21 protein-coding genes are annotated in these 22,003 nt (G+C 63.6%); 10 read left to right on the forward strand and 11 right to left on the reverse strand.

Translation table 11 applies throughout. The features are described from left to right. Positions 1 to 188 precede the first annotated feature (188 nt). Positions 189 to 1,082, reverse strand: coding sequence for a polyphosphate kinase 2 (ppk2, locus tag ACN6KF_RS17605; protein ID WP_434958087.1), 894 nt, complete (start codon positions 1,080 to 1,082; stop codon positions 189 to 191). Between the two features lie 200 nt (positions 1,083 to 1,282). Between ppk2 and ACN6KF_RS17610 the strand changes: the two genes are divergently transcribed. From ACN6KF_RS17610 to ACN6KF_RS17645, 8 genes are all read left to right on the forward strand, one after another. Then, positions 1,283 to 2,602, forward strand: coding sequence for an ATP-binding protein (locus tag ACN6KF_RS17610; RefSeq protein WP_434958088.1), 1,320 nt, complete (start codon positions 1,283 to 1,285; stop codon positions 2,600 to 2,602). A 243-nt stretch (positions 2,603 to 2,845) separates the two neighbouring features. Continuing rightward, positions 2,846 to 3,892 (forward strand): phosphate ABC transporter substrate-binding protein PstS, encoded by a 1,047-nt coding sequence (gene pstS, locus ACN6KF_RS17615; RefSeq protein WP_434958089.1) that lies wholly within the window; start codon positions 2,846 to 2,848, stop codon positions 3,890 to 3,892. A gap of 172 nt (positions 3,893 to 4,064) precedes the next feature. Next, entirely contained in the window at positions 4,065 to 5,069 is a 1,005-nt protein-coding gene (pstC, locus tag ACN6KF_RS17620) for a phosphate ABC transporter permease subunit PstC (RefSeq protein WP_434958090.1), read from the forward strand. 11 nt (positions 5,070 to 5,080) lie between these two features. Further along, a complete protein-coding gene (pstA, locus tag ACN6KF_RS17625; protein WP_434958091.1) occupies positions 5,081 to 5,923 on the forward strand; it encodes a phosphate ABC transporter permease PstA in 843 nt (280 codons plus the stop codon). Beyond that, positions 5,920 to 6,747, forward strand: a complete 828-nt coding sequence (pstB, locus tag ACN6KF_RS17630) for a phosphate ABC transporter ATP-binding protein PstB (protein ID WP_434958092.1) — start codon at positions 5,920 to 5,922, stop codon at positions 6,745 to 6,747. The genes pstA and pstB overlap by 4 nt, the downstream gene beginning before the upstream one ends. A 35-nt stretch (positions 6,748 to 6,782) precedes the next feature. Further along, positions 6,783 to 7,502 carry a phosphate signaling complex protein PhoU gene (phoU, locus tag ACN6KF_RS17635; RefSeq protein ID WP_434958093.1) on the forward strand — a complete coding sequence of 240 codons (720 nt, stop codon included), beginning with the start codon at positions 6,783 to 6,785 and terminating at the stop codon, positions 7,500 to 7,502. Between the two features lie 13 nt (positions 7,503 to 7,515). Beyond that, positions 7,516 to 8,217, forward strand: a complete 702-nt coding sequence (gene phoB, locus ACN6KF_RS17640; RefSeq protein WP_149253701.1) for a phosphate regulon transcriptional regulator PhoB — start codon at positions 7,516 to 7,518, stop codon at positions 8,215 to 8,217. A gap of 140 nt (positions 8,218 to 8,357) precedes the next feature. Then, positions 8,358 to 9,095: a hypothetical protein gene (locus ACN6KF_RS17645; RefSeq protein ID WP_434958094.1), complete on the forward strand. Its 738-nt coding sequence runs from the start codon at positions 8,358 to 8,360 to the stop codon at positions 9,093 to 9,095. 18 nt (positions 9,096 to 9,113) lie between these two features. On the opposite strand, the gene ACN6KF_RS17650 is transcribed toward ACN6KF_RS17645, so the two are convergent. The 9 genes from ACN6KF_RS17650 to ACN6KF_RS17690 form a co-directional block, all read right to left on the reverse strand. Then, complete coding sequence (locus ACN6KF_RS17650) at positions 9,114 to 10,352, reverse strand: RNA polymerase sigma factor (RefSeq protein WP_434958095.1); 1,239 nt, start codon at positions 10,350 to 10,352, stop codon at positions 9,114 to 9,116. A gap of 18 nt (positions 10,353 to 10,370) precedes the next feature. Next, positions 10,371 to 10,727: a YciI family protein gene (locus ACN6KF_RS17655; RefSeq protein ID WP_434958096.1), complete on the reverse strand. Its 357-nt coding sequence runs from the start codon at positions 10,725 to 10,727 to the stop codon at positions 10,371 to 10,373. An 85-nt stretch (positions 10,728 to 10,812) separates the two neighbouring features. Beyond that, complete coding sequence (locus ACN6KF_RS17660; RefSeq protein WP_434958097.1) at positions 10,813 to 11,763, reverse strand: aldo/keto reductase; 951 nt, start codon at positions 11,761 to 11,763, stop codon at positions 10,813 to 10,815. Between the two features lie 82 nt (positions 11,764 to 11,845). Beyond that, positions 11,846 to 12,292: an RrF2 family transcriptional regulator gene (locus tag ACN6KF_RS17665; RefSeq protein WP_434958098.1), complete on the reverse strand. Its 447-nt coding sequence runs from the start codon at positions 12,290 to 12,292 to the stop codon at positions 11,846 to 11,848. A 163-nt stretch (positions 12,293 to 12,455) separates the two neighbouring features. Next, positions 12,456 to 12,773 carry an RNA-binding S4 domain-containing protein gene (locus ACN6KF_RS17670; RefSeq protein ID WP_434958099.1) on the reverse strand — a complete coding sequence of 106 codons (318 nt, stop codon included), beginning with the start codon at positions 12,771 to 12,773 and terminating at the stop codon, positions 12,456 to 12,458. Between the two features lie 45 nt (positions 12,774 to 12,818). After that, the gene (locus ACN6KF_RS17675; protein WP_434959697.1) at positions 12,819 to 16,313 is read right to left on the reverse strand and encodes a helicase-related protein; all 3,495 of its coding nucleotides are present in this window, start codon (positions 16,311 to 16,313) and stop codon (positions 12,819 to 12,821) included. 809 nt (positions 16,314 to 17,122) lie between these two features. Beyond that, the gene (locus tag ACN6KF_RS17680; protein ID WP_434958100.1) at positions 17,123 to 17,470 is read right to left on the reverse strand and encodes a hypothetical protein; all 348 of its coding nucleotides are present in this window, start codon (positions 17,468 to 17,470) and stop codon (positions 17,123 to 17,125) included. Positions 17,471 to 17,718: 248 nt separating this feature from the next. Next, on the reverse strand, positions 17,719 to 18,192 hold the full coding sequence (locus ACN6KF_RS17685; protein ID WP_434958101.1) for a cyclic nucleotide-binding domain-containing protein: 474 nt from the start codon (positions 18,190 to 18,192) through the stop codon (positions 17,719 to 17,721). Positions 18,193 to 18,487: 295 nt separating this feature from the next. Further along, on the reverse strand, positions 18,488 to 19,174 hold the full coding sequence (locus tag ACN6KF_RS17690; RefSeq protein WP_434958102.1) for a response regulator transcription factor: 687 nt from the start codon (positions 19,172 to 19,174) through the stop codon (positions 18,488 to 18,490). 597 nt (positions 19,175 to 19,771) lie between these two features. On the opposite strand from ACN6KF_RS17690, the gene ACN6KF_RS17695 reads away from it, so the two are divergent. Both ACN6KF_RS17695 and ACN6KF_RS17700 read left to right on the forward strand, forming a co-directional pair. Next, positions 19,772 to 20,218 (forward strand): hypothetical protein, encoded by a 447-nt coding sequence (locus ACN6KF_RS17695; protein ID WP_434958103.1) that lies wholly within the window; start codon positions 19,772 to 19,774, stop codon positions 20,216 to 20,218. Positions 20,219 to 20,290: 72 nt separating this feature from the next. Further along, the gene (locus ACN6KF_RS17700; RefSeq protein WP_434958104.1) at positions 20,291 to 21,166 is read left to right on the forward strand and encodes a lysozyme inhibitor LprI family protein; all 876 of its coding nucleotides are present in this window, start codon (positions 20,291 to 20,293) and stop codon (positions 21,164 to 21,166) included. A 32-nt stretch (positions 21,167 to 21,198) separates the two neighbouring features. On the opposite strand, the gene ACN6KF_RS17705 is transcribed toward ACN6KF_RS17700, so the two are convergent. After that, positions 21,199 to 21,861 carry a YggS family pyridoxal phosphate-dependent enzyme gene (locus tag ACN6KF_RS17705; protein ID WP_434958105.1) on the reverse strand — a complete coding sequence of 221 codons (663 nt, stop codon included), beginning with the start codon at positions 21,859 to 21,861 and terminating at the stop codon, positions 21,199 to 21,201. Positions 21,862 to 22,003 lie beyond the last annotated feature (142 nt).

Raw genomic sequence — 22,003 nt, forward strand, 5'->3', positions numbered from 1 at the left:
GCGTGGCGGGCATTGCCGATCAGACATATCACGGCATCCGCCCGCCCCGCATTGCCCGGCCGCTGCGGGGGAAACGCAGGGCGGGCCGGCTGGTTCCCCGACAAGCGAGGTTTCTGGGGCCCAAGGCCTGGCACGAAATTGGCGCGCCGATCTGAAGATCGGTACAGCGTGTTTCGATCTATTCCGCGTCAGACCTCCCCACCCTTGGCAAGGAAGTCTTCGGCGCTCAGCACGATCTTCGAATCCTGCGCGCCCACCAGCTTCTCGTCCTTGTCGGGATAGGGCAGGCCCGCCAGCACGCTGCGGATTGCGGCAAGGCGCGTGCGCAGCTTGTCATTGGCCTTGACGATGGTCCAGGGGGTGTCGACCGTGTCGGTCGCTTCCAGCATGCGGTCATAGGCCTGCGAATAGGCTTCCCATTTGCCCACCGCTTGGTGATCGATCGGCGAGAGCTTCCACTGCTTGAGGGGGTCCGCATAGCGCGCATGCAGGCGCTTGAGCTGCATGGCCTGGCCGATGGTCAGGAAGAGCTTGAACAGGCGGATGCCGTCGCGCACCAGCATCGCCTCGAATTGGGGCGCCTCGTGCAGGAACTTGTCGGTCTGCTCCGGTGTGCAGAACCCCATCACCGGCTCGACCCCACCGCGATTGTACCAGGAGCGGTCGAAGATCGCGATCTCGCCCTTGGTCGGCAATTGGCTGACATAGCGCTGGAAATACCATTGCCCCTGCTCGGTGGGCGTCGGTTTCGACAGCGCGACCACGCGGGCATCGCGCGGGCTCAGATGCTGGGTGAAGCGGTGGATGGCGCCGCCCTTGCCTGCGGCGTCGCGCCCCTCGAAGATCACGACCACGCGCTCGCCCTGCGCCTTCGCCCAGGTCTGCGCCTTGAGAAGCTCGATCTGCAGCGCGCGCAGGTCCCGCTCATAGGTCTTGGATTTCAGCTTTTCCTTATGCGGGTAATTGCCCGAACGAAAGGCGGCGTCGTCGATCTCCGGGGGCAGGTCGAGATCATCGAGACGAAACCCGGCGATCGCCTTCATGAGCGCTTCGTCCGCCTGCTTACCCGCCTTCTTTGTCATGGAACCTCTCCAAATCCGCACGATCGTCGTGAAACTGTCATCGCTCTGTCTACATTGCCAGCATGAACGATTTCCACAATGCCCAGAGCAAAGCGCGTTCTAGTAGAAACACCCTTTTGCTCTGGCTCTCTGGTTGGACACGTCTTTGCGATTCGAGATGAGTCCGTCAATTCGCAAAACGCCTTGGATGGAAAGCCGCAATGTCGATGGTGATGGAACGCTCCTGGCTCTTGACGAAATTGGCCTGGAGCGGTGTAGCTGGTCCGGTGGGCTCGAACCGAAACATCCTGAACCGCATCTGGGGCCGCCGCTGGCTGGTGCTCTCGATCGCGCTGCTGCTGACCGCCCTGGTGCTGTGGGACGGCGCCAATCCCTGGCATGGTCTGCTCATCTTCGCCATGATCGTCGCGGCCACGGGTACCCTTCCCTCGACCGGCGGACATGACGGCAGCATCAGGCCCCCTCTGCCCGAAAGCGGCGGCAAGCCCTCCTTCGACGATCTGGTGATGGCCATCCCGGACCCGGTGATCGTGCTCGATTCGGAGCTTGCGGTTCGCTACTTCAATCGCCGCGCCCGTGACATCGTCCCCAATCTGCGTATTTCCGAAGCCCTGACCTATGCGCTGCGCGTGCCGGAATTGGTCGATGCCATCCGCTCGGCCCTCGACACCGGGGCCAGCCGGCAGATCGAATATTCCGAGCGCGTGCCGATCGATCGTGTCGTCGAGGCGCAGATTTCCACCATTGCGGGCGAGAGCGGGCGCACCGCCTTCGTGGTAATCGTGCTGCGCGACGTCACCCAACGCCACCGCGTCGAGCAGATGCGGGTGGATTTCGTCGCCAATGCCAGCCATGAACTGCGCACGCCGCTGGCTTCCCTGCTCGGCTTCGTCGAAACCCTGCAGGGCCCGGCGCGCAACGACGTCGCCGCGCGCGAAAAATTCCTCGACATCATGCGTTCCCAGGCCAATCGCATGTCCCGGCTGATCGACGATCTCCTGTCGCTCTCGCGCATCGAACTCAATGCCCATGTCCAGCCCGACAAACCGGTCGAACTCAGCGCCGTGGTCGGCCATGTCGCCGACACGCTCGGTCCCCTCGCCCAGGACCGGGGCGTCACGCTCAGCCTCGACAAGCGCGTCCCGACGCTGGAGGTTCGCGGCGAGCGGGACGAGCTGATCCGCGTCTTCGAGAATCTGGTCGAGAACGCCATCAAATATGGCGCGTCCGGCGGCAAGGTCGAAATTGTCATCGATTCGCTGCCCAAGACGCAGGGCAAGGGCCGCGAGGCCGTGGTGACGGTGCGCGACTACGGTCCGGGCATCGAGGCCGAACATGTGCCGCGCCTGACCGAGCGCTTCTACCGGGTGGACGCGGCCAAATCCCGCGAGAAGGGCGGCACCGGCCTCGGCCTTGCCATCGTCAAGCACATCGTGGCACGCCATCGCGGCCGGCTCGGAATCGAAAGCGCGCCCGGGGAAGGCAGCACTTTCTCGGTCCGGATCGATCAGATCGGCTGAGAAGGCGCGTCTATATGATGCCGCCGGTGTTTCCGGGACTTTTTACAATTGCGTCGCGTCCTTTTTGGCGACATCGCAACATTTCCCCTATCATATTGAAATATAACAATTATAAATGTCATAAAACGATAGTCGAACTGTCATAGAACCGTTGCTGCCGGCTTTTAGGAGTCGCGACGTAGACAGGATTGCCGACCGGTGAACGGTCGCCGTGCCCTGTCCAGAGAACAACGGAGATAGACCGTGAAGCTTTCCTTTCTTGCGCTCGCCGCTTCAGTAGCCCTGTCGAGCACGATCGCTGCCACTGCTGCCTATGCCGCCGACATCACCGGCGCCGGCGGCACCTTCCCCGCCCCGGTCTACAATGCCTGGGGCAGCGATTTCAAAGCCAAGACCGGCACCGCGCTGAACTATCAGGCGATCGGTTCGGGCGGCGGCCAGACCCAGATCACCAACCGCACCGTCGATTTCGGCGCTTCCGACGCCCCGATGGCCACCGACAAGCTGGCTGCCGCCAAGCTGCTGCAGTTCCCGACCGTGATCGGCGCCATCGTTCCGATCGTGAACATCGAAGGTGTTTCCACCGACCAGCTCACGCTGACCGGCCCGATCATTGCCGACATCTACCAGGGCAAGATCACCAAGTGGAACGATCCGAAGATCGCCGAGCTCAACAAGGATGTGAAACTCCCCGATCTCGACATCGCCCCGGTCTACCGCGCCGACGGCTCGGGCACGACCTATGTGTTCACGTCCTACCTTTCTGCCGTGAGCCCCGACTGGAAGAGCGGCATCGGCGCCGCCACCTCGGTGCAGTGGTCGGCCGGCTCGGGCGCCAAGGGCAATGACGGCGTCGCTGGTGCGGTGAAGAACACCCAGGGCGCCATCGGCTATGTCGAATATGTCTATGCTGCCAACAACAAGCTGACCACCACGCAGCTCCAGAACAAGGACGGCAAGGTCATCAAGCCGACCGTTCCGGCGTTCCAGGCCGCCGCCTCCAAGGCCGACTGGAAGGGTGCCAAGGACTTCGCCGTCTCCATGATCGATGTCGGTGGAGAGACCTCCTGGCCGATCGTCTCCACCACCTTCATCCTGTTGCCGAAGGATCCCAAGGACGCCAAGCAGTCCGCCGAAGTCCTGAAGTTCTTCGACTGGGCCTACAAGGATGGCTCCGCCACCGCCGAAAAGCTCCACTACATCCCGCTGCCCAAGGACGTCATCGACACCGTTCGCACGGCCTGGAAGAGCGAAGTGAAGGCTGCCGACGGCAAGGCTGTCTACGAATAAGTTGAACGCGACCCGGCGCAACCTTGCGCCGGGTCGTCTTCCCAAAAGCGTTTTGCGATTTGGCGGAATCGCCAGGAAGCACAAAGACGCGTCGAACCAAAGAATCGGAGCAAACCAGCGTTTTCGTCTAAACGCGGTTTGCTCCCGTCGAAACACAGGCCGGAATATCGCCATGAGCGCCATAGCCGACTCCTCGCTGGACGCATCCAACTCGGCTGCAAAGGTCGCGCAGGGTTCTCCCTCGCCCGGCGCCAAGACGGTTCCTGGCGCCAACCTGGATCCCATCTTCAAGGCCGCCCTCTATGGTTGCGGCTCTCTCGTGCTTATCCTGCTCTGCTCGATCGTCGTGCTGCTGTTCTATGGCGGCTGGCCGGCGCTGGCCCATTTCGGGCCGAGCTTCTACTGGTCAACCGCCTGGAACCCCGTTACCGAGAAATTCGGCGCCGGCGTGATGATCTACGGCACGCTGTTCACCGGCCTGCTGGCGCTGATCATCGCCCTGCCGATGTCCTTCGGCATCGCCTTCTTCCTGACCGAGATCGCGCCGCAGAGCGTGCGGCGGCCGATCGGCATTGCCATCCAGCTCCTGGCGGCCGTGCCCTCGATCATCTTCGGCATGTGGGGCTCGCTGATCGTGGCGCCGATCCTGGCCCAGACGATCTATCCGCCGATCATCTCCGTCCTCTCGCATGTGCCGGTGCTCGGCTATCTGTTCAAGGGCCCCACCAACGGCGCCGGCATGCTGACCGCCGGCATCATCCTGGCCCTGATGATCATTCCCTTCATCACCGCGATGTTCGTCGAGATCCTCGAAGCCGTGCCCGCCATGCTGAAGGAATCGGCCTATGGCGTCGGCGCCACCACCTATGAGGTCTTCCGCAACGTCTCGGTGCCCTATGGCCGGACCGCGCTCGTCGGTGCCGTGATGCTCGGCTTCGGCCGTGCCCTCGGCGAGACCATGGCCGTGACCTTCGTCATCGGCAACGCCAACCGCATATCGGCATCGCTGTTCTCCTCGGGGGCGACCATCGCCTCCACCATCGCCAACGAATTTCCCGACGCGCCTGCCGGCTCGCTGCGCAGCCAGTCGCTGCTGGAGCTCGGTTTCGTGCTCTTCGTGATTTCCTTCATCGTGCTTGCGATCTCCCGCATGCTCGTGCGCAGCAACGCCAAGTAAGGGAGAGCATCATGGCCCATCTCGCCCACGGCAACGCCCGCCTCGCCCGCCGTCGTGCCCTCGACTACGCCTACAAAGTCGTCTCCATCGGCTTTGCCGCGATCTCCCTTCTGGCGCTCGCCTGGATCCTGTACACCCTACTGCGCGAGGGCCTGCCCTCGCTGACCTTGGACCTCTTCACCAAGGACATGGCTGATGGCGGCCTGCGCAATGCCATCGTCGGCTCTTTCGCCATGGTCTTGCTCGCCCTCCTCATCGGCGCGCCGATCGGCATCATGGCTGGCACCTTCCTCGCCGAGGCGGGGCGCGGCAGCAAGTTCGCCGACGCGGTGCGCTTCATCAACGACATCCTGCTTTCGGCGCCGTCCATCCTGATCGGCCTGTTCGTCTACCAGATGATCGTGGTGACGACGGGCGGCTTCTCCGGCTGGGCCGGCGTGGTCGCCCTCGCCATCATCATCCTGCCGGTGGTCGTGCGCACCACCGAGGACATGCTGGCCCTGGTGCCGATCAGCCTGCGCGAAGCCGCCTTCGCGCTGGGGTCGCCGATGTGGAAGGTCATCACCTCCGTGACCTGGCGCTCGGCCCGCACCGGTATCGTCACCGGCATCCTGCTGGCCCTGGCCCGCGCCGCCGGCGAGACCGCACCCCTGCTGCTGACAGCCTTCGGCAATTCCAACTGGTCGCTCAACCTCGGCAATGCCTTTGCCAGCTTGCCGGCCGCCATCTACCAGCTCGCGCCTTATCCCGACCCCAAGGCCGTCTCGGTGGCCTGGAGCGGCGCCCTCCTCATCACCGCCGGCGTGTTGGCGCTCAATATTCTGACCCGCTTCGTGCTCGCTCCCAAGAAATGAGTGATCCCATGTCCGCTACTCCACAAGCCTCCATCGCGGTTGCCGAACGCCCCATCGCCAATCCAGCCGCCGCCGTGAAGCTCAAGGTCGAGAATCTCGACTTCTTCTATGGCGAGAAGCATGCGCTCAAGGGCATCAATCTCGACATGATCGACCGGCAGGTCACGGCCATGATCGGCCCTTCCGGCTGCGGCAAGTCCACCCTGCTGCGCGTGCTCAACCGCATGTACGACCTCTATCCGGGCCAGACTGCCAAGGGCCGCGTGCTGCTCGATGGTCAGAACGTCATCGGCAAGGAGATCGATCCGGCAGTGCTGCGCGCCCGCATCGGCATGGTGTTCCAGAAGCCCACGCCCTTCCCGATGTCGATCTATGACAACATCGCCTTCGGCGTGCGCCTGCATGAGTCGATCTCCAAGGCGGAAATGGACAGCCGAGTCGAATGGTGCCTGACCAAGGCCGCCCTGTGGAACGAGGTCAAGGACCGCCTGCACGCCTCTGCGCTCGGCATGTCCGGTGGCCAGCAGCAGCGCCTGTGCATCGCCCGCACCATCGCGGTGAAGCCCGAAGTCGTGCTGCTGGACGAGCCGACCTCCGCGCTCGATCCGATCTCGACCGCCAAGATCGAGGAACTGATCGACGAATTGAAGCGGGACTTCACCATCGTCATCGTCACGCACAATATGCAGCAGGCGGCGCGTTGCGCGGATGTGACGGCCTTCTTCTATCTGGGTGACCTCATCGAGGTCGGCCAGACCAACAAGATGTTCACCACCCCGAACGACAGCCGTACACAGGATTACATCACCGGCCGCTTCGGCTGATCCCTCGGCCAGCGTCGAATTCATTTGGAGGCGGCATGTCCGACCACATCGTTACATCCTTCGATCAGGAATTGCGCGAATTGCGCAACATGATCGCCGAAATGGGTGGCTATGCAGAGAAGAGCGTAGCCGACAGCGTCGAAGCCCTGCTCAAGCGCGACACCCAGCGCGCCAAGGCCGTGATCGAGCTCGATCTGGCGATCGACAAGCTCCAGCGCCAGGTCGAGGACCGGGCTATCCTGGTCATCGCCAAGCGCCAGCCACTGGCACTCGACCTGCGCGAAATCGTCTCGGCCCTGCGGGTGGCCAACGATCTCGAACGCATCGGCGACCTCGGCAAGAACGTCGCCAAGCGCGTGGTCGCCATCCACAGCCATGCGCAGCCGGCCCAGCTCTTCGGCGGTTTCGATCATATGGCTGACCTGGTGCTCGAGCAGCTCAAGCAGGTCCTCGACGCCTTCGCCCAGCGCAATGTCGAAGAAGCGCTCTCGGTCTGGAGTTCGGACGGCGAGATCGATGCGATGTACACCTCGCTGTTCCGCGAATTGCTGACCTACATGATGGAAGATCCGCGCAATATCGGCTTCTGCACCCATCTGCTGTTCTGCGCCAAGAACATCGAGCGCATCGGCGACCATGCCACCAACATCGCCGAGACGGTGCATTACCTGGTGACCGGTGAATCGCCGGCCGGCGAGCGGCCCAAGGCGGACAACAGCACCGATCTCGTCGACCTTCCTGTGCCGGCTAAGTAACAAGGGATAGGCCATGCCTCCCAAGGTTCTGATCGTCGAGGACGAAGAAGCATTGACCCTGCTGCTGCGCTACAATCTCGAAGCCGAAGGCTATGAGGTCGACAGTGTGGCGCGCGGTGACGATGCCGAGATCCGCCTGCGCGAAAGCGTGCCGGATCTGGTATTGCTGGACTGGATGCTGCCGGGGTTGTCGGGTATCGAATTGTGCCGGCGCATCCGCATGCGGCCGGAAACCGAGCGCCTGCCCGTGATCATGCTCACGGCGCGTGGCGAGGAAACCGAGCGTGTGCGGGGTCTGGCCACCGGCGCCGACGATTATGTCGTCAAGCCCTTCTCCGTGCCGGAACTCTCGGCCCGCGTCCGCGCTCTGCTGCGTCGGGCCAAGCCCGATCACGTCGCCTCCCTGCTCAAGGCCGGTGACATTTCCCTCGACCGCGAGACCAAGCGCGTTCATCGCGGCAATCGCGAGATCCGCCTCGGCCCGACCGAATTCCGCCTGCTCGAATTCCTGATGCAGGCGCCGGGACGCGTGTTCGCACGCGAGCAATTGCTCGACAGCGTCTGGGGCCGCGACGTCTACATCGACGAGCGCACGGTCGACGTGCATGTCGGGCGACTGCGCAAGGCGATGAACCGCACGCGCGAGATCGACCCGATCCGCACGGTTCGCGGCGCCGGCTATTCCTTCGACGAGACCTTCGCCAAGCAGGCCTAGGACGGATATTTCATCGCCCGACACCAAGGCCGGCGGCTCGCCGCCGGCCTTGTCGCATCACGTACCCGGTACTCGCCCGATCTAGGCGATTTCAGAGGCTTGCGATAAGACGACTTGCCAAAGAAAATGCCGGGGTTGCCATGATCCGTTCCTTGCTCGTCGCGTCGCTTTTGACTGCCAGTTCGTTGGCGCTGCTTCCCAGCGATGCCGCAGCGGCCAAGCTCAAGAAAACCTTGTGTTCGGGCGAGTTCGGTACCGGCTCCGGCTTGGCGGGCTCCTATATCGGCAAGGATTGCTTCATCGCAGCCGACAGCGACATGCAGGAGCAGGTCGCCGGTATCTGCAAGGAAGGCTCGCGATGCGAGGTCGAGGCCATGGTGGAGGTCGCACCCGATGGCAGCAGGCAGATCAGGACCGTCTTGTCCGTCAGGCAGGCCGGACGCGCGCCCGCCACGCGCATGTCCTATGCCCAGAAGGCGGGCAACTATGCCGACGGCATCTATGCCTTGCAGGACGATGGCTGCGACAAGCAGGGGGCGACGCCAGGCAACCGGGTTTCCGTGCAGCTTCTACGGGCAGCCGGTCCTGCCATCCAGCTCTACGGCAAATATTGCGCGGTCATCGAGGCCGATGGCGAGGAGCCTTCCAGCGCCAAGTTCCAGGCGACGCTGCAGCTTCGATGCGGCAGCTCGCCGGCGCAGGACCAGGCCCTGCGAAGCGGCCGCTCCGGCACGGCGGAAACCATCGTGATGACCCCCGCCCCCGAGCGGCAGCTGTGGCTCGATGAAGACACATTGATCCGTTGCCCGATCAAGCGCGCCTATACACCGCAATGGTGGATCGAGGCCCCGCCCTTCAATGGCCGCTATCCCCAATAGCTTCTGCAGGCGCCGATATCAGCCCAGAGCCGCCAGGCGCCCTTGCAGATAACGGCGGATGACGGGATCACTCTCCAGCCCGATCGCCCGCGAATAGGCGTTGCGGGCCTCCTCCTGCCTTGCGGCGCGGGCCAGCAAGTCCGCGCGTGCAGCCCAATAAGGCTGGTAATCGGCGATCCGCCTGTCGCTGGCGACCTCGTCGAGCCCGGCCAATCCGGCTTGCGGTCCCGCAAGACGGGCGAGCGCCACGGCTCTGTTGATGGCAGCGACGGGGGACGCGGTCAGTAGTACCAAGGCCTCATACAGCGTGACGATCGCGGCCCAGTCCGTCGTCGCGCAGATGCGCCTATTGGCATGGGCCGATTGCAGCGCGGCTTCGAGCTGATAGCGACCGATCTGTCGCGCCTGCCCGGCCCTGGCGAGCAAAGCCTCAGCCTCCTCGATCAGGGCGGCATCCCAACGCGTGGTATCCTGCTGTTCCAACGGGATATAGTCGCCGACCGGGCTACGGCGTGCAGCCCGCCTCGCCTCGGCATGCAGCATCAGGGCCAGCAGGCCGAGCACTTCCGGCTCGCCGGGCAGGAGCGAGACCAGCAACCGGCCGAGCCAGATGCCTTCCACCGACAGATTGCGCTCGCGGGCCTGCGCCCCTTCGGGATCGGCCCAGCCCTCGGCATAGACGGCATAGACGGCCTCCAGTACCGCTTCGAGACGACCGGGCAACTCGTCGGGTTCCGGGATCCGGAAGGGGATGGCGGCCTGCTTGATCTTGAGCTTGGCCCGCACCAATCTCTGGCTCATCGCCGCAGGTGAAACCAGGAAGGCGCTGGCGATCGCGCCGGCGTCGAACCCCAATATCGTCTGCAGGATCAAGGGCGCGCGCACGGCGGCATCGAGCGAGGGATGAGCACAAGCGAACATCAGGCGCAGGCGCTCATCGGGAATGACAGGCTGTTCGGCCTGCTCGGAGGCGAGGGCCTCGACATGGCGGATGACCTCGTCCGCCTTTTCGCCGCGCAGCTTGGCGCGGCGGGCCGCGTCGATCTGCCGGCGCCGGGCCGCGGTCAGGAGCCAGGCTTCGGGATTGGCGGGCACACTGCCCGCCGGCCAATGTTCCAAAGCCGCCGCAAAGGCGTCGGCCAGGGCGTCCTCCGCCCCCGCAATGTCGCCCGAACGTGCCGCGAGAAGGGCGACGAGCCTGCCATAGCTGCGTCGCGCGACGATTTCGGCAAGTTCGACGGCGGGGGCGGAAGGCACCGGATCGGCTCGCTTGGTTCAATAATCCTTGGGGTCCCACACCGGCCGGACCTCGATGGTACCGATGGCTGCACTCGGGCAACGCGCAGCCCAGCCGATCGCGGCATCCAGGTCCGGCACATCGATGATGTAGAAACCGCCGAGTTGTTCCCTGGTGTCGGCGAAGGGGCCGTTGAGCACCTGGGTCTTGCCGTCGGCGAGGCGCACGGTCGTCGCCGCAGACGTGGGGCGCAGACGGCTCCACGGGCCGAGAGCACCGGCCGATCTGAGGGCCTCCGTATAGGCCTGATAGGCGGCCAGCACAGCCTGCTTATTGGCGGGGTCCACCTTCAGCATGGCTTCCTCGTTGCTGTAGATCAGAATCGCGAACTGCATGGGTCTCTCCTGTCTCCGCCGGCGCATGATGCGCCGACATGACAATGACGCGCCATCCCGTTCGCTTTCGACAGCAGGACGAAAATTATGCGCTCGCCTTGGTGAGTTGCTCGATCTCGCCCGAACCCAGATTGAGTTCGGTCGCCTTGATCAGGTCCCCAAGTTGCTCGACGCTGGTGGCGCTGGCGATCGGAGCGACGATGCCGGGCCTTGCGATAAGCCAGGCGATGGCGACCTGGGCCGGTGTGGCGCTCTTGGCCTCGGCTACCGCATCGAGAGCGGCCAGGATGCGCAGGCCCCGCTCGTTGAGATAATTGGCCATCTCGCCGCCACGCGCGTTGCTCTTGGCGAAATCGGCCTCGCTGCGATATTTGCCGGAGAGGAACCCCCTCGCCAGCGAGAAATAGCTGGTCACGCCGATCTCGTTCTTGAGACAGAACGCCTCGAGCTCGTTCTCATAGCCGGCGCGGTCATAGAGATTGTAGTGCGTCTGCAGATTCTCGAAACGCGGCCACATCTCCTTGGTGCTGATAGCCAGCGCCTTGAACATCGTGTTGGCACTATGATTGGAATTGCCGATCACGCGCACCTTGCCGGCCTTGATCAACTCGTCATAGGCGGAGAGCGTTTCTTCCAGATCCACCTCCGGATCCTCCCAATGGGAGAGGTAGAGGTCGATGTAATCGGTTTGCAGGCGCCGCAGGGAATCCTCGGCCGCCTTGAGGATATAGTCGCGCGACAGGCCCTTCTTGCCGGGCCCCATTTCCGAGCCGACCTTGGTGGTGAGCACGATGTCGGCGCGATTGCCGCGGGCCTTCATCCATTTGCCGATGATGGCTTCAGACTCACCGCCCTGATTGCCGGGAACCCAGGCCGAATAGACATCCGCCGTGTCGATCAGGTTGAAGCCGCCCCCAACGAAAGCATCGAGGACAGCGAAGGAGGCTTTCTCATCCGCGCTCCAGCCGAAGACATTGCCGCCCAGGCCCAACGGAGCAACCGAAAGATCAGACCGCCCAATCGCACGTTTTTCCATAAATGCTCTCCATGATCATGACAAAATATGGACCTGACCGGCACGAAAGCGTGCCGGCTCGGCCTCCAGGGCCGCAGGGAACTCAAATCGAATAGGTCAGTTCCTGTTCCCCGCCACCTGCCCGACGCATCTCTTCCACCGACATGTTGTCGAGCAGGTCGGAAGAAAGGTCCCGCACACGCCGCATCAAAAGGCGTACGGTGCAACCTGGAACATCCGGGCAGTCGAGGCAAGGCTGATAAGCGGTGTGGCTGGCGCAGGCGATCGGCGCGAGCGGACCGTCGAGGACCCGGATGGCATTGCCGACGCTGATCTGGCTGGCCTCGCGGGCCAGCATATAGCCACCGCCCTTGCCTTTCTTGGAGCGCACGATGCCGGCCACGCGCAACTCACCCAGGATCGCATCGAGAAACTTCTTGGGAATGCGGTTTGCCTCGGCGATTTCCTGGCTTTGCGCCGTCTCGCCGGCCGGCAGGCCGGCCAGATGCGCCAGCGCCTTGAGACCATATTTGCCCTTGTTCGTCAGCATCGCCCTGATTGCTCCGCGTGACAGAAGTCTATCCTGTCTATCACGAATATAGGGATTATCGATCGAATCGGAAGGTCTACCCCAACGAAGGAGGGGCTCGAAACCAAGGCGCATGTGGAAAGAAAGATGCAGGCGAGGACGCCCGTGATCGCAAAGAAGGATCTCAGCTCATCTCAGGCAAGGTCTTGGGCCTGCCCGGCGGTTCGGGAGAGAGATCCTCGTATAGCCCCTGGGCCTCACTGGCAGGCCCCCGGCGCTCACCGAGCGCGAGAATGCGATAGACCCTGACGGTACGCTCCAGCGCGATGGTCAGAACATCCTCGGGCTTGACCGCCTTGGCAGGCGTATCAATTCGGGTGCCGTTGAGGCGGACATGACCGTCCGCCACCAATTTTGCTGCCAGAGAGCGTGTCTTCACGACACGCGCATGCCAGAGCCATTTATCGATCCGAAGACGATCCTGGCTGCCGGCCTGGTCCATAGGTCAGGTTCCTCGAATCCGGTTCCTTGAATCCGATTCTTGGGATCAGCTCTTGTCCGACTTGCCGCCCTGCATCTGCTCCTTCAAGGCAAGGAGCTTGGCGAAGGGCGAGTTCGGATCCGGGGCGCGATTGGACTCGCGTCCCTGCGGCTTGGAGTCGCTCGACCAGTTGCGCGGACGCTCACCACCCCGATCCTGGCGATCGGGACGCGGGCCGCGATCGGGACGAGGGCCACGATCGGGACGGGCATCGCCCTGGCGGCGCCCTCCTTCTCCGGCCGGCTTGCGATCTCCGGGCCGGTTTTCTTCGCGCGGCCGGCCATTGCCGCGATCATCGCGACGCGGCCGTTCGAAGCGATTTGGCCGTTCGCCTTGCCGGGCCTCCGCCCCCTCAGCCGGCGCGGCCGGCGCCGCTCCGTCCACGGGCGCGGGGCGGCCGCGGCGGAAGCCGCCGCCGGCCTCCGGCTTGCGCTCCCCGCCCGGCTGGCGGTTGCCGTGCTGGGGGCGGCCTTGATGATGCGGGCGCTGATGACGCTCGAAGCGCGCCGGACGCCAGACCTCGATCTCCGGCACTTCCTCCACGCCTGCCGCGACGGTAGGCGTCTCGGAGGCAGGTGCCTCGGAGGAGGCTTCGACGGTGGCTGCAGCTTCACCGGTGGCAATCTCGGCGCTTTCGCTCGGTTCCGCGGGCGTCTCCGGAGCCACAGCTTCGTCTGCCGGCGCTTCGTCGACTTGAGTTGCCTCGACTTGAGCTTCTTCGACTTGGACTTCCTCGGCCTGAGTCTCCTCAGCCTGAATGTCCTCCGCCTGGGCTTCCTCCGCTGGCGCCTCGATGCCGGGCATCGCCTCGACCGGCGTTTCGTTCGCCGTCTCCCCGGCAGCCTCGGCGACTTCCTCGAAGCTGTGCTCATGTGGCGGCGAGCCGATCGCCTCCATGGCATCGATCTCGGCCGGGCTCGGCGTGGCCTCCTGGCTTGATTCGGCCGCCTCCGCCCCATTCGCCGCGTCAGAGGCGGCAGCCTCGACAGGGGCTGCAGGCTCGGTCGGCGCAGGCAGCCTGATCTCGTGGGTGATCGCCGGCCCCTTGCGCTTTTCGGAGCGATAGCCCAGGCCCCGCAGGATCGAGGCGAAGTCTTCGCCCGAGCAGCCGACCAGCGAGGTCATCTGCACGGTCGCAATGAAGCTGTCGCCATCGGCAGCGCCGGCCGGCGGCTGGCCTACCGTGGTGCCTGGACGATAGGCAATCGCCGGGCGAATGAGATCGGCAAGGCGTTCGAGAATGTCGACCCGCACCGCCCGCTCACCGCAGACGCGATAGCCGACAAGGCGATAAAGTCCCTTGTCGATGCTCTTGTCGGCCGGCATCGAGGTCCGGCCGGATGCCGCCAGATGCGGGATCTCGTCGAGCCCCTTCTGGTCGAGGCCACCATGGGTGAGAGCCCAGAGCTGCGCCGCGAGCGCGCGGGGCGCCGGTTTCATCAGCATCGGCAGATAGATGTGATAGGCGCCGAAGCGCACGCCATGCTTGCGCAGCGAAGCACGCTGGTTCTGGTCGAGCTGCTTGAGGTCCTCGGCCACTTTGGAGCGGTCGAGCACGCCCAGCGCCTCGACGAGCTGGAAGGCGATTCCCTTGGCCAGGCCCTGCAGATCTTCGGCCTTGTCCAGCAGCAGCAGCGGCCCGAGCAGGCGGGTAATATGGTTGCCGATCCAGATGTCGAGCCGCGTCTGCACGGAATCGCGCGCGGGGCCCGTCAATTGCTCGTCCGCCAGCAGGCGGATGCGCGGGGCGAGCGGCCTTTCCCCACCGAGGAGCTTGGCTACGGGCTCGCCGATCCAGCGCACGGTGCCATCCGCCGCCAGGGCGAATTCGGTATCGGGCGCCTGCGCGAATTTCTGGCTGCGCGTCTCGATCTCGCCAGCCAGAGCCTTGGCTGCCGCGGCTCGCAAGGCACGGCCGCTCTCACCGTCACCGGCACTCGGATCGGGTGCAAACTGGAAACCCTGCAGCGTTCCGACATGCTGCCCTTCGACAATCACATCGCCGGTCTTGGTAATTTCAGTCTCAAGCATAGCGTTTTCTCTAAGGCGCCGCATCAGCACGCTGGTGCGACGGTCGACAAAGCGTTGGGCAAGCCGTTCATGCAATGCGTCGGAGAGCTTGTCCTCCACACTGCGTGTGACACCTTGCCAATGAGCGGGGTCTTTCAGCCAGTCAAGCCGATTTGCCGCAAAAGTCCAGGTTCGGATATGGGCGATACGCGTTGAGAGCGTATCGATATCGCCGTCGGTCCGATCCGACATGGCGACCTGACGGGCGAACCAGTCGTCGGGGACCTTACCCTCACGCATCAAAAATCCATAGAGATTCGTGATGATGTCGGCGTGAGAATGAGGAGAAATCTTGCGATAGTCCGGCAGCCCGGCCACTTCCCACAGGCGCGCCACGGCCTGCCCTCCCTTGGCGAGGCGCCTCACCTCCTCATCGCGGGCGAGGATGGAGAGGGCCCGGATGTCGTCGGCGTCGGGAGCCCGGGTCAGGCCCTGCTCCTCCGGCGTGGCCGACAGCGAGGCCTGGAGCGCCTCCACCGAGGTGAAATTCAAGGCCGGATTGCGCCACTGCAGCACTTTCACGCTGTCGAAGCTGTGGCCTTCGATGGCCTCCACGAGTTCGGGCTCGAAAGGATCGCAGCGTCCGGTCGAGCCGAAGGTGCCGTCGCGAACATGGCGCCCGGCACGGCCGGCGATCTGCCCGAACTCGGCAGGCGTCAGGCGGCGGAACTGATAGCCGTCGAATTTGCGGTCACCGGCAAAGGCGACATGGTCGACATCGAGATTGAGCCCCATGCCGATGGCATCGGTGGCCACCAGGAAATCGACATCGCCATTTTGATACATCGCCACCTGCGCATTGCGGGTGCGCGGCGACAGCGCTCCCAGCACCACGGCGGCGCCGCCGCGCTGGCGGCGGATCAGTTCGGCGATGGCATAGACCTCGTCGGCCGAGAAGGCGACAATGGCGGTTCGCCGTGGCAGACGCGTCAGCTTGCGGTCGCCGGCGAACAGGAGATGGGACAGGCGCGGCCGAGTGACGACGTTGACGCCCGGAATCAATCTCTCGATGATCGGCCTCATCGTCGCCGAGCCGAGCAGCAGCGTCTCATGCGTGCCGCGGCGGTTGAGCAGCCTGTCGGTGAAGACATGCCCGCGTTCGAGATCGGCGGCGATCTGGATCTCGTCGAGCGCCACGAACGGCACTTCCAGATCGCGCGGCATGGCTTCCGCCGTCGCCACCCAGTAGCGGGCCTTGTCGGGCTTGATCTTTTCCTCGCCGGTGACCAGCGCCACGAACTCGGCTCCGACCCGCTCCACCAGCTTGTTGTAGACCTCGCGCGCCAAGAGGCGCAGCGGCAGGCCGATAATGCCAGCGCCATGGCCAAGCAGGCGCTCGATGGCCAGATAGGTCTTGCCGGTATTGGTTGGCCCCAGCACCGCTGTAACGCCGCGTGCGCGCACGGATGGAGGCAGGATGGGAGGCAGCATCAAGTCGGCGGTCTTTCGGGTGTCATTTCACAGAGCAAAGCGCGTTTTGGCGATAACGCTTCCTGGCTCTAATTCCTTGTTTCGATGCGTCTTTGCGATTCGGCGCGATTTCGTCAAATCGCTTTTGGGGAAGCCGAAGCCCCCGATTCAGGATTTGCCGGACACCCATTGCCCCGCGACGTCAAGGAAATACGACCTTTGCGGGTATTTCCTGCATTCTGGTACCAGACACACGCCATTCTGTCTCGCCATGAAACGCAAATATGGGCGCGGGCGGCCGAAATTTAACCCCCCGAACGGGATTGGAACGAAAAGCGCCCGAATCGCTGCCCCGGCTGAATTCCTGCTCTGTTCGGCTGATGTCAGGAAGGTTGGCGCGACGGGAGCCCCTTGCCTGAACAGGGTTAACACCGCATCCGCTCCCGACAGCAGCGACACGCCGGCTCGTTTCCCATTCTGGAACGGGCTTTCGGGGCCTTCCGACAGGCCATTAACGCTTGGAACGGCGTCTGAACGAAGCGAGAGCGAATCACCGACTATCCTGCCGATCGAGCGATCCGGCCCTCTGTTCATCTCTCTTCGCCCATGAGGAAAGTGTTGCTGGCCCCTACTCCCGGCAGGCAAGGGTTAATTCCCGGAATGGACCACCCTGGCCGGCTTTTCAGGGTGCGGCTTAAGGCTTGGTACGCGCCTGGAACAAAGGGCGCCCGAATCACCGACTTGGTTCGACAGCAGAACGGGCCGGTCCTGGGACCGGCCCGCAAATCATGTCGCCCAAATCATGTCACCCCTGGGCGACGAAGTGGCTGCTACCAGCGATGCCAGCGGCGATGTCCCCCGCCCCAGCCGCGATGGTGGTAGTAGCGGGGGCGATAGTAGTGGCGGTAATGGGGCCGATAATAATGGCGCCTGTAATAGGGACGGTAATAGGGGCGATAATAATGGCGGGGTCGCCAATAGGGGCGATGACGCACGCAGCGTCCCCAGCGATTGGGAGCCCAGCCCCGCGGGCAACCCCAGCGAATATCCTGCACCAGACCGCCGGCGTTGGTCTGGCCGGCCGGCGCAACAGGCATGGCTGACGAAGTCTGGACCGTAGCGAAGAAGCCGATCGCGGCAAAGCAAGCCGCGAAGATCAACCCAATGGGTGTTCTCATCCCGCACTCTCCTTGAACGTTTTGCGCTTCAGCAGAACCATAAAGACGCATCGACAAAGGAAGCTCAAGCAAAGACGCGTTTTTTCAAAACACGCTTTGCTTCAGACACTTGTGATGACGAAAATTAGCAAGGGTGAGCTGAACCGTATCTGAACGGCACAGACCTCTGTTCCAAAGCGGAACAACTGGGCTCGATGAGAGACAACGTCTTAAGAAAGCGAACAGCGCCTGAACGAAAGGCGAGCGAATCAGCCTTCGTGGCCGTTCGGATCGGAGCCGATGCGGCGCAGGCGTTCCTTCACGCCGGCCAGTTCGGTCGACATTTCCTGCACGCGGTGACGAAGCTCGTCGGCGATGCGGGCCGCCGTCGCCGGATATTCCTCCAGCGTACGCCGGAACATCTGACGCGACACGCGCAGCACCACGCTGGCCTCGCGGGCGATGGCGGTGGTGGGGCGGCGCGTTTCCGACAGCAGGGCCATTTCGCCGATCAGGGTACCAGGCCCGACGATGGCGCTGGCGACATCATCGTCGATCAGGGTGATCGCACCCGAGACGACGACGAAGCCATATTCGGAAATGTCGTCCTTGCGGAACAGCGTGTCGCCGGCGCGCAGCCGCCTGGTTTCGGACGAGAAGGCGAGCAGGCGCAAGGCATCGCGGTCCATGGCGCGGAACAGCGCCACTCTTTCCAGCAATACCATATCGTCTTCGAGCGCCATCTGCGGCCCTGGGTTCGAGAAGAGAGGCCCTAGAGGCTGTTATGGACCATGGATAGGGTTTTGATGAGGTCAAGACTGGCTAGATGGGAGGAGCGAGCGCTGCCAAGACTTTCGTCTTGGCAAGCGAAGCGACGCTGCAGATGGCCAGTCTTGACCTCACCCCGCAGGGGCGTGGTGCTTTTGCTCGACGAGTACGTCCTTCTTCGTAGCAAACCGCAAGGTTTGCGTCCTCGAACTCCTTCTCCTCGATCAAAATCGCTCACGTCAAACCCCCATCCATGGTCCATAACAGCCTCTAGGGCACCAGCTTGTAGCCGCCGCCTTCGGTGACCAGCAGGGCCGCGTTGGACGGATCCTTCTCGATCTTCTGCCGCAGGCGGTAGATGTGGGTTTCGAGCGTATGGGTGGTCACGCCCGAATTGTAGCCCCAGACCTCCTGCAGCAGCACGTCGCGCTGTACCGCCTTCTGACCGGAGCGATAGAGATAGCGCAGGATCGAGGTTTCCTTCTCGGTCAGCCGCACCTTGGAGCCCTTCTCGGTCAAGAGCAATTTGGAGGCTGGCTTGAAAGTGAAGGGGCCGATGTTGAAGACGGCGTCCTCGCTCGTCTCATGCTGGCGCAGATGGGCGCGCACGCGGGCGAGCAGCACTGCGAAGCGGAAGGGCTTGACGACATAGTCGTTCGCCCCGGCCTCGAGGCCGAGAATGGTGTCGGCGTCGGAATCATGGCCGGTGAGCATGATGATCGGCGATTTGAACCCGTTCTTGCGCAGAAGCTTGACGGCTTCGCGCCCGTCCATATCCGGCAGACCGACATCCATGATCACGAGATCGAGATGGTCCGACTTGGCGATCTGAACCGCGCGGCTTGCGGATTCGGCCTGCTCGATCTCGAACTCGTCATAGAGCGCCAATTGCTCGGCCAGGGCCTGGCGCAGCTCGTTATCATCGTCGACGATCAGAATTTTTCGACTGCCGGACATGAGATTCCCCAGAAGGCGGAAGCGTTTGAAATCCCGCAGATTCCTCCTGAGCGAGCCTGTGGTTCGATCAGGAAGAATCTGTTCAGGCGCTCGGCGTGCGCGGCAGGAAACCCGGTATGCTTTCGCGCTTTGAATACCAAAGCAAAGCGCGTTTTAGCGAAAACGCCCTTTTGCCCTAGTTTCCGAGCCAATCCAATGGATTGGCTCGAGCGTCTTTGCGATTCCTGGTGACTCCCACAAATCGTAAAACGCTTTAGCGCTCTATCGCATTATGACGGTGTGCGCCATGATTTGTGAATCGCAGCAATGCACTTTCGACAGGCATTTGTGCCGAAATTATTGAAAGTCAGCCCTTGAAACACAGGATCGACCTCATCCGCGCGCGGGTCTCGCTGCTTTCAGGCGGCCGCGGACGTTTGACGGTAGGTTGGGTCGCCTATCTTTGGGCGCGCCGACCGCCGGCTTCGTCGCCGTACCACCGGACGTGTTCCGCAAGGCGCTGCCGCGTCTGTCGCGCTATGCCGTGATGGTGGCCGAACGAGGGAGGCATCGGCCATGCGAAAAAGCCCCGAGATATTTCATAGCAAGGATGAATTGATGAGGAAGATCATTTTCGCCGCAGCCGGATTCGCGATTGCCGCGACGGCTTTTGCCACTGCGACGGCGGCCATGAGCGTTCAGGATGTCGCAGCTGGCACCTATGTCCGTCGGGACAATGGCGAAGCCACGCTCGTGGTCAAGCGAACCAGCGAGCATTGGCGGGTGAGCGCCGCCATCGGCGGCGTTCCAAACGGCGCGGCGACGGTTGCCGACTGCGGCTTCATCGCCGAAGGCACGATCACCGGCCGGGCCTTCGAGGGCAAGGTTACCCGCGTCAACATCGTGGCTGATCTCGACGAGGAGGGCGATGTGGCCAAGCCCGGCCTCGGCCTCGCCTTCTCCGTCGACAACGGCGCGATCACGATTCGCGGCGCCGATGCGGCAGCCATCTGCGGTGGCGGGGGCAGCGTGATAGACGGCGTCTACAAGCGCAGGAGCCATTGATACCGGCGCTTCACGACCTGCCTTCCTTCAACCCCGTTGCCGCCCCCTTTCGATCCCCCTGGAATATTCGCAATGAAACGCCTGGCTTTCAGCGTAGCCGCCCTGACTGCATTCCATGCCCTGCCCGCCCACGCCATCGACTGCAAGAAGGCCTCGACCTCGATCGAACGCCGCATCTGCGCCGACAAATCGTTGCGGCAGGCCGATGCCGCGATGGGCGCAGCCTATGCCAAGATCCTCAAGGCCAGCCCGGATCCGCAGATCCGCGCCATGCTGATCGAAAGCCAGAAACATTGGCTGGCGCGGCGGGACCTTCGCCTGGACAACGAGAGCGAAAGCCAAGGCGACGGCCGGAGAGAGGGCGAGGAAGCATCCGATGAGGAGGCGCCGAATGTGCTGCTCAAGGCGATCGAGGCCCGAACCGCGGATCTGGCCGAATACTCCAAGGCCAATCCGACGCTACCGCGCCTCATCGAGATCGCCAACAAGCAGCGCCAGTTCAACGCCCAGTTCACCGGTGGTCCCTTCGCGGGCTACAGCGCGGATTGTGACTTTCTGCCCAGCAGCGGGGACCAGATCTATACCTGCCTGGGAACCCGCTCCTATCAGAACAAGGACCGGGTCTGCTCCGTGACGACGGACTTTGCCACCAACGCGCTCTATGTCACCCAGACGGTGGCCGACGTCGTCGACGGAAAGCTCAAGACGATCGCGACCTGCGGCGACGAGAACGGCAACAGCCCCTGCCCCGATAGCCGGCCTTCCTCCGACCGGCATTGGACCCCTCAACCGGCTGCAAGTGCCAATACAGGCGGCGGCGCGAGCACGCCCTCGCCTAAGATCAGCGCCGATCTCGGCGAGGACGAAGACAGCCCATGGCTGCGCGCCTGCCTCACGGACAAGAGCTATCCCCTCGCCGACCCCACCAGCGACGGCAGCAAGAAATAGCCCCCGCGCACGCCGCCGGCCGAGAGAAAAGCTCAGCGTGTCCCGAAGATGGCGCTGCCCACCCGCACATGGGTGGCGCCGACCTCGATGGCAGTCTCGAAATCGCTCGACATGCCCATCGAGAGCATCGAAAGCCCGTTGCGCGCGGCGATCTTGGCGAGCAGGGCGAAATGCGGCCCGGGCGACTGCTCCACCGGCGGAATGCACATCAGCCCATCGATGGCGAGGCCATAGTCGTCGCGGCAGGCCGCGATGAAGGCATCGGCCTCCTGAGGAACAACACCGGCCTTCTGAGCCTCCTCGCCCGTATTGACCTGCACCAGCAAGCGCGGTGCCTTGCCCTGCCTGGCGATTTCCTTGGCAAGCGCCTGGGCCACCGAGCGACGATCGACCGTATGGATCACGTCGAACAGGGCCACCGCCTCCTTGGCCTTGTTGGACTGCAGCGGGCCGATGAGGTGCAGTTCGACATCGGGAAAGGCGGCTTTGAGATCAGGCCACTTGCCCTGCGCCTCCTGCACGCGATTCTCCCCGAAGACCCGCTGGCCCGCGGCGAGCACGGGCTCGATCGCCTCCGGCCCGAACGTCTTGGAAACGGCGACCAGCGCCACCGAACCGGCGGGACGCAGCGCGTCGGCTTCAGCGCGGGCGATGGCTAGGCGGACCTCCGCAAGGCGGGCCGGAGCATCGGACATGAGATGATTTCCAGAGAGTGACGGAAGACGAAACAGGCCTTCGACATAATAGGACAGGCGGGCCATGGCTACCGGAACCTCGCCGGGCCGTGCTAAAAGCCCTCTCCAGTCATTTGCAAGCGTAGCGTAGAGAGGGTAGGCC

It is taken from the genome of Labrys methylaminiphilus subsp. lupini, from assembly GCF_051161885.1.
Classification (GTDB): domain Bacteria; phylum Pseudomonadota; class Alphaproteobacteria; order Rhizobiales; family Labraceae; genus Labrys.